The 12,418-nt window shown below is 48.3% G+C and carries 12 protein-coding genes and 1 riboswitch; of the genes, 8 read left to right on the top strand and 4 right to left on the bottom strand.

Annotation, left to right across the window (positions count from 1 at the left end; translation table 11 throughout):
• Window positions 1-13: 13 nt before the first annotated feature.
• Complete coding sequence (locus tag BLV22_RS02910) at window positions 14-955, top strand: DMT family transporter (RefSeq protein WP_245723996.1); 942 nt, start codon at window positions 14-16, stop codon at window positions 953-955.
• On the opposite strand, the gene yidD is transcribed toward BLV22_RS02910, so the two are convergent.
• Together yidD and dapA are read right to left on the bottom strand one after the other, a co-directional pair.
• Complete coding sequence (gene yidD, locus BLV22_RS02905; RefSeq protein WP_091611032.1) at window positions 939-1,181, bottom strand: membrane protein insertion efficiency factor YidD; 243 nt, start codon at window positions 1,179-1,181, stop codon at window positions 939-941. The two genes, BLV22_RS02910 and yidD, sit on opposite strands and share 17 nt — an antisense overlap.
• A gap of 106 nt (window positions 1,182-1,287) precedes the next feature.
• Complete coding sequence (gene dapA, locus BLV22_RS02900; RefSeq protein WP_091611029.1) at window positions 1,288-2,175, bottom strand: 4-hydroxy-tetrahydrodipicolinate synthase; 888 nt, start codon at window positions 2,173-2,175, stop codon at window positions 1,288-1,290.
• 149 nt (window positions 2,176-2,324) lie between these two features.
• Window positions 2,325-2,504, bottom strand: a riboswitch (Lysine riboswitch).
• Window positions 2,505-2,785: 281 nt separating this feature from the next.
• Here dapA and BLV22_RS02895 point away from each other — a divergent pair.
• The 4 genes from BLV22_RS02895 to BLV22_RS02880 all read left to right on the top strand — a co-directional run bounded on the left by BLV22_RS02895 (window position 2,786) and on the right by BLV22_RS02880 (window position 4,936).
• Window positions 2,786-3,052: a hypothetical protein gene (locus tag BLV22_RS02895; RefSeq protein ID WP_091611026.1), complete on the top strand. Its 267-nt coding sequence runs from the start codon at window positions 2,786-2,788 to the stop codon at window positions 3,050-3,052.
• A gap of 58 nt (window positions 3,053-3,110) precedes the next feature.
• Complete coding sequence (locus tag BLV22_RS02890) at window positions 3,111-3,500, top strand: type II toxin-antitoxin system PemK/MazF family toxin (protein WP_022792199.1); 390 nt, start codon at window positions 3,111-3,113, stop codon at window positions 3,498-3,500.
• Between the two features lie 292 nt (window positions 3,501-3,792).
• The gene (locus tag BLV22_RS02885) at window positions 3,793-4,485 is read left to right on the top strand and encodes a hypothetical protein (protein WP_091611023.1); all 693 of its coding nucleotides are present in this window, start codon (window positions 3,793-3,795) and stop codon (window positions 4,483-4,485) included.
• Between the two features lie 130 nt (window positions 4,486-4,615).
• Window positions 4,616-4,936 carry a hypothetical protein gene (locus tag BLV22_RS02880; protein ID WP_091611020.1) on the top strand — a complete coding sequence of 107 codons (321 nt, stop codon included), beginning with the start codon at window positions 4,616-4,618 and terminating at the stop codon, window positions 4,934-4,936.
• Window positions 4,937-4,999: 63 nt separating this feature from the next.
• On the opposite strand, the gene BLV22_RS02875 is transcribed toward BLV22_RS02880, so the two are convergent.
• Window positions 5,000-6,337: a YjiH family protein gene (locus BLV22_RS02875; protein ID WP_091611017.1), complete on the bottom strand. Its 1,338-nt coding sequence runs from the start codon at window positions 6,335-6,337 to the stop codon at window positions 5,000-5,002.
• Window positions 6,338-6,466: 129 nt separating this feature from the next.
• On the opposite strand from BLV22_RS02875, the gene BLV22_RS02870 reads away from it, so the two are divergent.
• On the top strand, window positions 6,467-6,736 hold the full coding sequence (locus BLV22_RS02870) for a hypothetical protein (protein ID WP_091611014.1): 270 nt from the start codon (window positions 6,467-6,469) through the stop codon (window positions 6,734-6,736).
• Between the two features lie 22 nt (window positions 6,737-6,758).
• Here BLV22_RS02870 and BLV22_RS02865 read toward each other — a convergent pair whose 3' ends face one another.
• A complete protein-coding gene (locus BLV22_RS02865; RefSeq protein ID WP_091611012.1) occupies window positions 6,759-7,538 on the bottom strand; it encodes an HAD family hydrolase in 780 nt (259 codons plus the stop codon).
• Window positions 7,539-8,001: 463 nt separating this feature from the next.
• Here BLV22_RS02865 and BLV22_RS02860 point away from each other — a divergent pair, with 463 nt between their 5' ends.
• Both BLV22_RS02860 and odhB read left to right on the top strand, forming a co-directional pair.
• Entirely contained in the window at window positions 8,002-10,848 is a 2,847-nt protein-coding gene (locus BLV22_RS02860; protein ID WP_091611010.1) for a 2-oxoglutarate dehydrogenase E1 component, read from the top strand.
• 13 nt (window positions 10,849-10,861) lie between these two features.
• On the top strand, window positions 10,862-12,148 hold the full coding sequence (gene odhB, locus BLV22_RS02855; RefSeq protein WP_091611007.1) for a 2-oxoglutarate dehydrogenase complex dihydrolipoyllysine-residue succinyltransferase: 1,287 nt from the start codon (window positions 10,862-10,864) through the stop codon (window positions 12,146-12,148).
• Window positions 12,149-12,418: the final 270 nt, after the last annotated feature.

Here is a 12,418-nt window from a genome sequence, read left to right as displayed (position 1 = left end):
GAGAGAATGCAGCATGCGTCCACTCGAAGCGGGAAAATTATACGGATCCGTCATGCTTGTCATGCTGATGTGGGGACTTAATGTCGTGGCGTTGAAGGTGCTGGTGGCTGAAATAAACCCGGTTTATATGCAGGCCGCCCGCATTTTGCTCGCCGGCCTGTCTGTCGCCTTGTTTGTTTTTCTGCGCAAAGAGCATGAGCGGGTACCGCGGACTGCTTTTATGTATATTCTGCTGGCCGCAGCTTTTGGCATGACCGGCCACCATACGTTTTTAGCTATAGGGCTGAGCGAAACCACCGCTGTGAAAAGCTCGCTCATACTCGCGCTTCTTCCTATTACAACAGCGCTCTTGTCCATGCTGTTTTTGGGAGATGCCTTTACAAAGCTTCGCTGGCTCGGGGTATTTGCCGGGTTTGCAGGGGCAGTACTTATTAATGTCACAGGAGAAGGCGGGGAGGCAGTTCAGGGTGCAGCAAGGGGAGATGCGTTTATCTTTGCAGCAATGACGGCCCAGGCGGTGAGCTTTTTGTTTATTAAAAAAGCATCAGAACTGGTGGCACCGAGAGTATTAACGATCTATACGCTGATGCTCGGCTCTGTAGGTTTGTTCGCGGTCAGCTTTGTACTGGCTCCCTCCGGGTGGGAGTCGTATATTACGGCTCCCGGCTGGGTATGGCTCGTGTTTTTACTTTCCGGAGTATTTGCCACCGGCCTCGGCCAGATTTTATATAACGCATCGATTTCAAAAATCGGTCCGGGGAAAACAGCCATATTTAATAACTTTGTACCCTTTTTCGGCCTGTTAAGCTCAGCGCTTATCCTTGGAGAAAACGTATCACCGGCCCAGCTTGGGGGATTCATATTTATTGTGGCCGGAGTGCTGCTTGGCACCGGCTGGGTAGACCAGCTGCTGTTAAAAAAACGAAAACAGGCGCCTGCTAAGTATGATGCTTAGCGGACGCCTGCTTTTTTTTTGGTACTTCATCAAAACCGCCCGGATGGAAGGGATGGCATTTGACAATGCGCCGGACCGTTAAAAAGGCCCCTTTCCAAAAACCGAAACGCTCAAAGGCAGTAATGCTGTACTGGGAACAGGTGGGATAAAACCGGCAGGAAGGAGGTGTGAACCGGGAAATATAACGTTGATACAGCCGGATCAGAGACACCATCAATTTTTTCATACATACGCACTCCTATAGTGTTTTTTGCACTTAAAGCTTAGCACAAATAAGAGCAGAACTGAAAAACCCCGCCTGAACCGGCGGGGTTTACAATCGTAGACCTGTATCAGCCGACGTAGAAGGAGGCTGCTGGTTGAACGACTTGGCGGAGAAGTGCTTCTTCTTCCGCGTTTAAGCGTACCATCGGGAGGCGGACATCGCCGGAAATGATGCCGCGCATCTCAAGAGCTGCTTTGACCGGAGTCGGACTAGGTGCCGCGAACATGGATTTCATCAGCGGCAGCATATCGCGGTGCCGGGAAGCGGCATAGACCGGATGGCCATTAAAGAAGCTTTGGATCATATCCTGCATGCTCTCCCCGGCCACATGGGCGGAAACAGAAACGACGCCGGTAGCTCCAACAGACAGAAGCGGAAGAGTCAGGCTGTCATCGCCGCTGTATAAAGTGAAGTCCTGTGGTGCATGCTGCAGAATATAGGCAGCAGCCTCGAGGTCCCCGCTCGCTTCTTTAATGGAGCAGATGTTTCTGACATGGGACAGCCTTACAATGGTTTCCGGCGTCATGCCGGCCGCGCTTCGCCCCGGAATGTTATAAAGCATAACCGGAGTGTTAATTCCTTCAGCAATTGTACGGAAATGCTGGTACATGCCCTCCTGGGAAGGCTTGTTATAGTACGGAGTAACAAGCATTACGGCATCAATGCCGGTTTTTTCTGCTTCAAGGGACAATGCAAGGGAAGCCCTTGTATCATTGGAGCCTGTGCCTGCAATGACCGGCACCCGGCCGTTTACAGTCTGAACGGTGTGACGGAACAGCGAGATTTTTTCCTCGTGGGAAAGCGTTGGAGATTCGCCGGTTGTCCCTGCCACCACAATGCTTTCTGTTCCTGTGCTGATCAAATGATTAATCAGTCTGGTTAATGCAGTGTAATCTATATCTCCGTGTTCATCGAATGGAGTCACCATCGCTGTACTCAATCTTCCAAAATTCATGTTTACTCACCCTCTTAAAAGTATAGTCTTTCCTAAAAAGAGAGGGCTTGCGGTTTCACGTTTTCGTCTCCGTCCGGACACGAAAAAAGCAACCATGGAAAGAGCCCATCGTTGCAGGAACGCTTCAGCTGTTAAGCAGAACCGCACGTGCGTGAGATAGCCCTCCATACAGAAAACCTGTATGACAGTCCCGCATTTATTCAATACGAGACCAGCGTTGAACGATTGAGTCGTCCGCAGCTTCGGCAAAAACCCCTTTCCGCTTTAATCACCAGAGCTCATTCTCTTCCTAAAGCGTACTAATAGTTTTCGCAGCCTCTAACCTCACTTCTTCAAATAAAGAAGCAGGATATGAAATTAATTAACTACACCATAGCAGATAACGCCCCGAAAGACAATAGTACGGCTGAAAATCAATTGTATTTTCTGTATTGCCTGATTCCGGCGTGAGTAAACATAATTAAATATTGTCTGTTTATCCCACCGCTGCAACTGTTTTGGCGGATTCCGGCTGATGCTGGCAAAAAAAATTTAAAAACACATTTCATTTTAGGGAATCTTTCTTATATAATGAGAGAGGGAAAACAGAACATTAGGGGGCCAATTACGTATGTCGCAGCTTCAGCAGATCGCTCTAGAACTTCCAGAAGAACTCTATACGGAAATCGAACATCTGTCCCAGTCAGAAAAGGATTCTTTTTTTCATCAGGTGTTAAAAGATCAGATTGAAAAACAAAAATCCACAGACATGCAGGAACAATTGAAGAACGGATATGCAGAAATGGCTGCACTAAATGCTGAAATATGCGCTGAATTTGAACATGCCGAAACAGAATCTACACAGACGACAGAACGACGGCTGAACGAACAAGACTAGCTGTTCATCCTGTCCGGCAGCATAAGCGCGCAACCGGAAAAGGAGGTGAATGGGTGGTTTGAGTGATTCGAAACAAAACAATCAGCATCACAAAAAAGTAGTTAAACGGGGGGACGTATTTTTTGCGGATTTGTCTCCAGTAGTTGGATCAGAGCAGGGAGGCGTCCGCCCTGTACTTATCATTCAAAATAATATTGGTAACCGCTTCAGTCCCACGGTGATTGTGGCTGCTATTACGGCACAGATTAAAAAGGCAAAAATGCCGACACATGTAGAAATTGATGCAGCCAAGCATCGGTTTGACCGTGACAGCGTTATCCTGCTCGAGCAGCTTCGCACTATTGATAAGCAGCGGTTAACTGATAAGATTACCCACCTCGATGATGAAACCATGGAGCAGGTGCGTAAAGGTTTGGAAATAAGCCTCGGCCTGCATGAGTTCAATTAAACTATCATACATAACGACTGCGGGCCCCCGCCTGCATATTGATACGTAAAACCTTTCCGGCCCGGAAAGGTTTTTTTGCTGAAAAAAAAGAAGTGAATGCCTTTAAAATGCGATATATACTCCTGTGAGTCTAATAAAAGCTCTCAGTAGCGCAAAGGTGTAAATTCATACGAAAAACTTTTAAATGCTCTATTTTATTTTAAGTTGTGATGTGATACACTGCTCTAGGAAATAAAGAGAGGGTTGGATAAACCAGCCTATAAGAGAGAGGATAAGGAAGGGAGGCTTTCATATGCTTAAAGCAATGAAGCAAAAATGGATGGACAAGCGCGACCAGCTCGCCCGTCAAACAGAAGAACGGATTCAGGGTTATAATATGGATCTGCAGGTACAGATGAGGCAGAGACGTGAAAATGATGATTGGACTGATGAACTTCTCAATAAAGATATTGAAAAATATTTATATACGATCCATCCGTCGTTTCTTTTAAACGACCGTGTGAACCGGGCGCTTTACAACCGGCTGCTTGCCCGTGCGCAGGGAAAGTATTCGCTGACGCTTTCTGTCACAAGTGAAATGAAGCTTGCGCTTGACTTTTACAACACGGATCTTGCGGTATTTCTCCGATTGATTGAAAAGAAAGGCTTTCAGCTTCAGGGAAATGAAGAGCGTTTTCTGCTGACGCTTATGAACCGCCTCAGTGAAAACAATTACCGCATGTATAAAGAACGTTACAGCGAATTAGATGCTCACAACGCTTCCTTATCAGATGCCGTCAGTTCGTACCTGCAGCAGGTACCGCGTGCTTATCAGCTAGAAACCGGACGTCTCGACTTCTTTTACAAGTTTCTGGTCAGTGAAGGCCTTCTGCCGGCAGGAACGACGAAGAAAAAGCTGAAGAAAGTAATTAAATCCTCAAATAAAAAGAGAGCGGGGGACCATCAGCTTGAGCGGATGGAGCGCCGGCTTGACCGGATTGGTTAATAGACGACAAAAACGCTGCAGAGATGCAGTGTTTTTTATTGCTTTGAAAACTCAGCGGGAACATAATTCTTTTCGATCGGGCTTTTCTGTGGCAGAATGTAGGTAAATATACAGAAGGGATGGAGAGCGGATGAGTCAGAACGAACCGAATCTCAGCACGTTTTTTGCCGGCAAATTGCAGGAAGCCAAAACTCAATTTGAGCGCACCATCGACTGTAAACACACAGCTTTTGACGATTTGTACCCTTATATGAATGAGCAGCCGCAGTTTTTCTGGTATAAACGGTATGTAGCCTGGCAGGAGCTGCTCACTACTGTGGAGCTCGCAGAGGAATTAAATATCGACTGGCAGAAAGAGTTCAAAACGAAACAGCAGAAGTTTATTGAAAGCAAAGTGCTCGATGCAAAAGTGCTCGATGACTGGTACGGAAAACAGCGTACGGAAGCATAAAGAAAGCCGGCGGGGCCCCGCCGGCTTTCTTTATGATTTCTTCTATAAATGTCTGTTGTTTTGTTAAAAGATAAAATGAGCGATCAAAACAATGACTGGAAGTGAAATGATGGTTCTTTCCAGAAAGATCAGTACAAGGTCGATAAAACGGACAGGCAGCTTGCTCCCGAGCAGCAACCCGCCGACTTCGGACATGTAAATGAGCTGACTGACCGAAAGGGCCCCGATAATGAAGCGGGTCATTTCGCTTTCAATATCCGTACCGAGAATAGCCGGGAGGAACATATCCGCGAACCCGATGAGCATTGTTTCGCTGGCTGCAACTGCCTCCGGCACCTGCATCAGCTGCAGGAGCGGCACGAACGGAGCACCAAGCCAGGCGAACAACGGCGTGAATTCTGCAATAACAACAGCGATGGTGCCAAGGCCCATAACGATAGGGATGACGCTGATCCACATATCGAGTACGTTTTTTGTACCACTGATCAGGACGGAAGACCAATGGGTACGTGAAGCTTTATCGAGCGCTTTCTCCCACCCGGAGGAAACAGGGTTTTTGCCAGTATGTCCATTGGCGATTTCCTCTGCGGGCTGTTGATTGTAATACTCGTTTTTCTTCCGCGACAGCGGAGGGATCCGGGGCATAATGAGTGCGCATGCCACGCCGGCTGCAACGATGGTGAGATAATACGGCAGTGTGTAGGCAAGCAGGTCAAGTTCCCCGAGAATCGTGATAGTGAACGTGATGCTGACTACAGAGAACGTGGTACTGATAACAGCGGCTTCGCGCTGCGTGTAGTGGCCGCTTTCGTACTGCTGGCTCGTTAAAAGCACCCCGATTGTTCCGTCTCCTAACCATGAAGCGAGACCGTCAATCGAGGAGCGGCCCGGAAGGGTAAATAACGGGCGCATTAAAATCGTCAGGATCGAACCGAAAAATTCGAGCAGACCGAAATTAAGCAGAAACGGCAGAAAATAACCGGCGAAAAAGAAGACGGTAATTAGAAGAAGAATCAGGGAATAGAGCAGCAGACCACCGGTAGCGTCTCCGACAAGCCAGGATGGCCCAATTTGAAAAAGAGTCAAAAAGGCAAAAATGAAACCTAAAATCCGAATGAGCAGCCAGCCGTTGGTTACATGAAACAGTGATACGGCAATACCTGAGGAAAACGGCCGGAACCGGGCAATAACGGCGCCGACTACGGAGATGCCGATAAAAATAACTCCCAAAGCAGGCAGTACGCCGCTCAGCAAACCTTCGAGCCAACCGGCAAGAAGGGCGACCGGAACCGTTAACCCGTCGTCCGTGGAGATGGGGACCATAAATAAAAAGATCCCAATCAATGAAGGAATAATAAATTTAAGGGCGCTTGAGGCCCTGGTGGATGGAGTGGAACTCATTTTCTTCACCTCGATATTCATACAGTTTTATGTATAATTACTACAAACATTGTACTAAATTAACACGAAAGCCGCCATTTGCAAAGAACATTTTTATCCGTCTCAAGGGAAAGGAGATACGATCAGGCTATGCCGCAATATATCTTTGATATTGAATCCGTGTATTTAAAAGAGCCGGAAGACGAACTCCGGACGCATATCGCGGAGGTGAGAACTGAAGTAATTCACCGTGAAAGGGGGGATGTTTTATTTGAAGCTGTCATTCCGGTGGCTTACCATGCTTACGGGGTCTATCCTGATGTGAAAGCAGTCGCTTCCCAGATCCCCCGCCCCGCACTGCAGCGGGAGGTGCTCTTCCGTGTGAAGCGCTACGTCAAAAAACTTCGTCCGTTTTTGTAAGCCGGGCGGTGCGGGCGCTTGCTCAGCGGAGCAGGGGCAGCAGATCCCCCAGGGACGTCAGCTCATGTTCCGCCCGGAATTCATGGGACGGGACGCTCCCATGATGGTTGATCCAGGCGCTGTTGATCCCGGCTTTTTTTGCCCCGGCAATATCGGTGTTCATGTTGTCACCGACCATCAGCGTATCCTCCGGCGCAGTTCCTGCGAGGCGCAGCGCATGAGTAAAGATGGCAGGGTCAGGTTTTCCCGTGCCGAATTCGCCGCTGATAATAATGTGGTCAAAAAAAGGTACGAGCGCCGGGGTCAGTGACAGCTTCAGCCGCTGCAGGCTTGGGGAACCGTTTGTGAGCATCAGCAGCTGGTAGTCATCCTTTAATGTATGAAGGACTTCAAACGTATCAGCATATACGTAAGGAAGGTGACGCCGGTGCATAATAAAGCGGTCTTTAAGCCATTCGCCTGTTTCAGGCTGATGGACGCCATGAGCTGCAAGCGACCGTGTCCATGTTTCTTTTTGATAAGAGGAAATAAGCCGGCTCATCTCCTGAAAGCGCCGGTGTTCAATATCATCAAAGTGTCCCCAGAGACCTTCGAACGCGTTAATGCCTATCGTTTTAGTGAAATCATATACAGAGAGGTTCTTGTACAGTTCGGGGGCAGTCTGCTGCACGGTTTCCATGAGCAGCGGCGCCTGCACCCCGGTGCGTATCTCGGCGTCGAAGGCCGTGGCCCGCAGCGCTTCAGTGATGCTTTTTTTATCCCATAGCAGGGTGTCGTCTAAATCAAAAATAAGTGTTTTCATGAATATCCCCCTGTAAAAGTGAAAATGTATGTATAAATCATAGCACAGCGATTAATGTTTAAGAAAAAGAAATATGCCGTTCCATCCGGAAAAGCAAATAATTCAGTTTAGGGACTGTCAAGTGAAAAGAATTAGTGTACAATGTAGGTGTGTGAGAACGCTTCATAGGAAATGGCGCTTTAAAGATGCCGGAAAACAGAAATCAGACGTATTTTCGGTCTCCTGCAGCGAGGAGCATACATATTTTTCGTATACTTGGCTGTGTAAGGTTTTGAGCACCTGCTTTAAGCATGTTAAAATATGTCTGATTTATGAAAAGGCATGTTCTCGAAGAATTGGTTGAGTCGAAGAAGGGAAGTGATGGTGGAAACTCCATTTCAAATGGTTCACCTTCATAGATATTAAACGACTAATATGATAGTTAAGAAAACTTATTGATCACATAAGCTGGGGGTATCACTCGATGAGTAAGCATCAATCCAGGGCTGAAGAAGCCTGGCAGGAATTTTATGGTCCCAATCTGGGTTATATGTGGGAACAATACGACGTGTACAAAGAAGATCCTGACGCCGTGGAGCCGGAGATTAAAAGCTGGTTTGACCAGTACGGCCCGCCGTCTTCAAATGGGGAAGCCACAGCCGAATATGCTCCTGCTGTGGATGAAAAAGACCAGGCAGTCGGTGCCGGACTCAATATGGAAAAGATCGCGGATGCAGTCAAGCTTGCTGAGAACATCCGCATTCACGGCCATCTGTCTGCAGACATTAACCCGCTTCAGGAACCAAACGGGGAAACCTCATTTCTTCGCATAGAAGAATACGGATTAAGTGAAGAAGATCTTCGTACCATCCCGAAGGAAATCCTATGTCCGGACGCTCCGGAATCAGTTTCAGACGGGCTCGAAGCAATCGAGCATTTAAAGCAGATGTATACAAAAACCATCGCTTTTGAATTCGACCACGTCCATGATGTGGAAGAACACCGCTGGCTCAATCGCAAGGTGGAGTCAGATGAAATTTACAGCGCTGTGTCGGAGGATAAACGTAAAGCTTTGTTGAAAAGCCTTACGGAAGTAGAAGCATTCGAGCAGTTTCTGCAGAAAACGTTTGTCGGGCAGAAACGTTTTTCTATAGAAGGAATTGACATTCTTGCTCCTATCATGGAAGAGCTTACCCACAGCGCGATGCAGGACGGGGCAAGAAACATTATGATCGGCATGGCCCACCGTGGGCGCTTGAGCGTTCTGGCAAAAGTTATCGGGAAGCCTTATGACCTGATCTTCTCCGAGTTTCAGCACTCTCCAAACAAAGACCTCGTACCTTCGGAAGGTTCCGTCGGGATCAACTACGGCTGGACGGGTGATGTAAAGTATCACCTGGGAGCAGATAAAAACATTAATCAGGAATCGTTTGAATCCCGTATTTCCCTGGCCAACAATCCGAGTCACCTGGAATACGTCAATCCGGTCGTGGAAGGCTATACAAGAGCCGCGCAGGATGACTGCAGTGAACCGGGCTTTCCGCAGCAGGACGGTTCTAAGGCCATGGCGATTTTGGTGCACGGCGATGCGGCTTTTCCCGGTGAAGGTGTCGTAACAGAAACCTTGAACATGAGCCGGCTGAAAGGGTATCAGACGGGCGGAACCGTGCATATTATTGCCAATAACCAGCTCGGCTTTACAACCGATACACACGATGCAAGAAGTACCACCTATTCAAGCGACCCGGCCAAAGGTTACGAAATTCCGGTTATTCATGTGAACGCAGACGAACCGGAAGCCTGTCTTGCGGCTGTGCAGCTGGCTTACGAATACAGAAACAAATTCAATAAAGACTTTGTGATCGACCTGATCGGCTACCGCCGTTACGGCCACAATGAAACAGATGAGCCGGCAGCAACGCAGCCTTACTTATACGGATTGATCCGGGAGCATCCGACTGTTCGTGAGCATTACGCGGATCACCTGGATCAAATCGGCTTCTGGAACAAATCCGAAACCGATCAGCTGAAAGAGGATACGCTCAATCATCTGCGGGATCAATACAATAAAGTAGCAGAAGATAAAGAAGCGGAAACCGAGCTTGGACCGGTGCCGGAAGAAGTGGAAAAACGACTTCCTAAAGTCGAAACCGGCTATGACTTAAACGAACTGAAAGAAATTAACCAGGAGCTTATTACCTGGCCGGAAAACTTTAACGTCTTTCCGAAATTAAGAAAAATTCTTGAACGACGCGGTCCGGCTATGGAAGAAGGCGGCAAAGTGGACTGGGGCCATGCTGAAGCGTTAGCTTTTGCAACGATTCTGGCGGACGGTACACCGGTACGTTTAACCGGCCAGGATTCCCAGCGTGGTACATTCGCGCAGAGGCACCTGGTGCTCCATGACCATAAAAACGGTGATATTTATTCCCCAATGCATGCGTTCTCGAAAGCAAATGCAGCCTTTGCACTCTATAACAGTCCGCTTTCCGAAAACGGTATCGTCGGTTTTGAATATGGATATAATGTGCAGGCTCCGGAAACGCTGACACTCTGGGAAGCCCAGTTTGGCGATTTCGGTAACGCTGCGCAGGTAATATTTGACCAGTTTGTATCTGCGGGCCGTGCCAAGTGGGGACAAAAGTCCGGTATGGTCTTTCTGCTCCCGCACGGCTACGAAGGCCAGGGGCCGGAACACTCCAGTGCAAGGCTCGAACGTTTCCTGACGCTCTCAGCGGAAAATAACTGGAATGTCGCGTATCTGTCGAGTTCAGCGCAGTACTTTCACCTGCTCCGGCGCCAGGCGGAATTTCTCGGAAAAGACGAAATGCGTCCGCTTGTGCTCATGACACCAAAAAGCCTGCTGCGTAATCAGACCGTAGCGAGCGAACCGGAGGCTTTCGGAGAAGGTGCTTTTCAATCCGTAGTGGAGGACCCGCTGACGGGCAAAGACAAAAAGAAGGTCAAACGTCTGCTCGTAGGGACAGGAAAGATGACCATCGACCTGCATGAAGCACTGGCCGACGGGGAAGTGCCGAGCGACATCCATATCGTCCGCATTGAAGAGCTCTATCCGTTTCCGGAAGAAGAGATCCGTGACATCCTAGAAACGTATCCAAACGTAAAATCGATCCAATGGGTTCAGGAGGAGCCGAAAAATATGGGCGCATGGTATTATATGTACCCGCTTCTGCATAACCTGGCTCCAAAAGGAGCATCGGTGGATTATATCGGACGCCGCAGAAGGTCAAGCCCGGCAGAAGGCGATCCTACGATCCATAAAAAAGAACAGAACCGCATTATTCAGGAAGCCCTAAAAGGAAACGAATAAGGAGGACGCAGTCATGGCAGAGATCAAAGTACCAGAACTAGGCGAATCCGTAACAGAGGGAACAATCGCAGAATGGTTAAAAAAACCAGGGGACAAAGTCGAACAGGGAGAAAACATCGCTGAACTTGAAACTGACAAAGTGAATGTGGAAATCCCATCGGAGAAAACTGGTGTCCTCCAGGAACTGTTAAAAGAAGAGGGCGACAACGTAGAGGTCGGCGAAGTAATTGCCGTAGTGGACGAAAACGGTGAAGCCGGCGGCGGAAGCTCAGAAGAGAAAAGCTCGGAGGAATCGGCTCCGGAAAAGGAAAGCGAAGAAAAGCAGGAAGCTTCCAAAGAGCCGGCAGCGGATAAATCGGAAGAAGGTACGAAAGAAGAATCGAAAGAAGATTCCCCGGCAGACCGGCCGGTTGCTTCTCCTTCTGTGCGCAAATACGCGCGCGAGCAGGGCATTGACTTGAACGAAGTGTCCGGAAGTGATCCAAAGGGACGCGTCCGCAAAGAAGATGTGGATAATGAAGTAAAAGGAAGCAGTAAAAAGGAAGAAAAACAGCCTGAAAAGCCTGCTGCCAAAAGCGAAAAGGACGAATTCGAAGGCAAGCCGGTTGAACGGGTCAAGATGTCCCGCCGCCGTCAGACGATCGCGAGCCGGCTGAAGGAAGTCCAGCAGGAAACAGCGATGCTGACGACATTTAACGAAGTGGACATGTCGGCAATCATGGACCTGAGAAAGCGCCGGAAGGATACGTTCCAGGAGCAGCACGACGTGCGCCTCGGATTTATGTCTTTCTTTACGAAGGGTGTTATTGCGGCGTTGAAAAAATACCCGCTGCTGAATGCGGAAATTCAGGCTACAGAAGTGATTAAAAAGCAGTTCTATGATATCGGCATGGCTGTTTCCACTGATGATGGCCTCGTTGTACCGGTAGTCCGGGACGCAGACCGCAAAACGTTTGCTGAAATCGAACAGGAAATTATGGATCTTTCCTTAAAAGCCCGCGATAATAAATTAACCCTGAAAGATCTTCAGGGCGGTACCTTTACAATCACGAACGGCGGCGTTTTCGGTTCGCTGCTGTCGACGCCGATTCTGAACGCCCCGCAGGTAGGTATACTCGGGATGCACACGATCCAGTGGCGCCCGGTGGCCATCGACCAGGATACGATGGAGAACCGGCCGATGATGTATACAGCTCTATCCTACGATCACCGCATCGTAGACGGAAAAGAAGCAGTAAGTTTTCTCGTAACGCTGAAACAGCTGCTTGAAGATCCGGAAAACCTTCTGCTTGAAGGATAATACACGATGAAAAAGCCCGCTTCCCGGCGGGCTTTTTTCTTTGCAGAAACGAAGAATATATGACTTCTGCCGGGGCGCGGCCAACGATAAAAAAACACATATTTTTTGATATTTCGCGATAATCTCTGATTTTCAGCCATTTTATCGTAAAAATAGAGGTGAAATGAAAATAAATGATTTTTTCTTCGTTTAACGCTTGCGTTCCGTTTCTATCTATTGATATAATCACATATGTGATCGTTGAGAGAACACGATATACCAAGGAGGGAT

Source organism: Marinococcus luteus, from assembly GCF_900106595.1.
GTDB lineage: Bacteria > Bacillota > Bacilli > Bacillales > Marinococcaceae > Marinococcus > Marinococcus luteus.
The sequence above is the reverse complement of the archived record's forward strand: the minus strand, read 5'-3'. Positions and strand labels throughout refer to the sequence as shown.

What these genes read in the sequence shown, in the direction of transcription:
- BLV22_RS02870 (WP_091611014.1), top strand. Translation starts at nt 6,467, where the DNA reads ATGCCGCAATATATCTTTGATATTGAATCCGTGTATTTAAAAGAGCCG.
- BLV22_RS02910 (WP_245723996.1), top strand. Translation starts at nt 14, where the DNA reads ATGCGTCCACTCGAAGCGGGAAAATTATACGGATCCGTCATGCTTGTC.
- odhB (WP_091611007.1), top strand. Translation starts at nt 10,862, where the DNA reads ATGGCAGAGATCAAAGTACCAGAACTAGGCGAATCCGTAACAGAGGGA.
- BLV22_RS02880 (WP_091611020.1), top strand. Translation starts at nt 4,616, where the DNA reads ATGAGTCAGAACGAACCGAATCTCAGCACGTTTTTTGCCGGCAAATTG.
- yidD (WP_091611032.1), bottom strand. Translation starts at nt 1,181, where the DNA reads ATGAAAAAATTGATGGTGTCTCTGATCCGGCTGTATCAACGTTATATT.
- BLV22_RS02860 (WP_091611010.1), top strand. Translation starts at nt 8,002, where the DNA reads ATGAGTAAGCATCAATCCAGGGCTGAAGAAGCCTGGCAGGAATTTTAT.
- BLV22_RS02865 (WP_091611012.1), bottom strand. Translation starts at nt 7,538, where the DNA reads ATGAAAACACTTATTTTTGATTTAGACGACACCCTGCTATGGGATAAA.
- BLV22_RS02875 (WP_091611017.1), bottom strand. Translation starts at nt 6,337, where the DNA reads ATGAGTTCCACTCCATCCACCAGGGCCTCAAGCGCCCTTAAATTTATT.
- BLV22_RS02885 (WP_091611023.1), top strand. Translation starts at nt 3,793, where the DNA reads ATGCTTAAAGCAATGAAGCAAAAATGGATGGACAAGCGCGACCAGCTC.
- dapA (WP_091611029.1), bottom strand. Translation starts at nt 2,175, where the DNA reads ATGAATTTTGGAAGATTGAGTACAGCGATGGTGACTCCATTCGATGAA.
- BLV22_RS02895 (WP_091611026.1), top strand. Translation starts at nt 2,786, where the DNA reads ATGTCGCAGCTTCAGCAGATCGCTCTAGAACTTCCAGAAGAACTCTAT.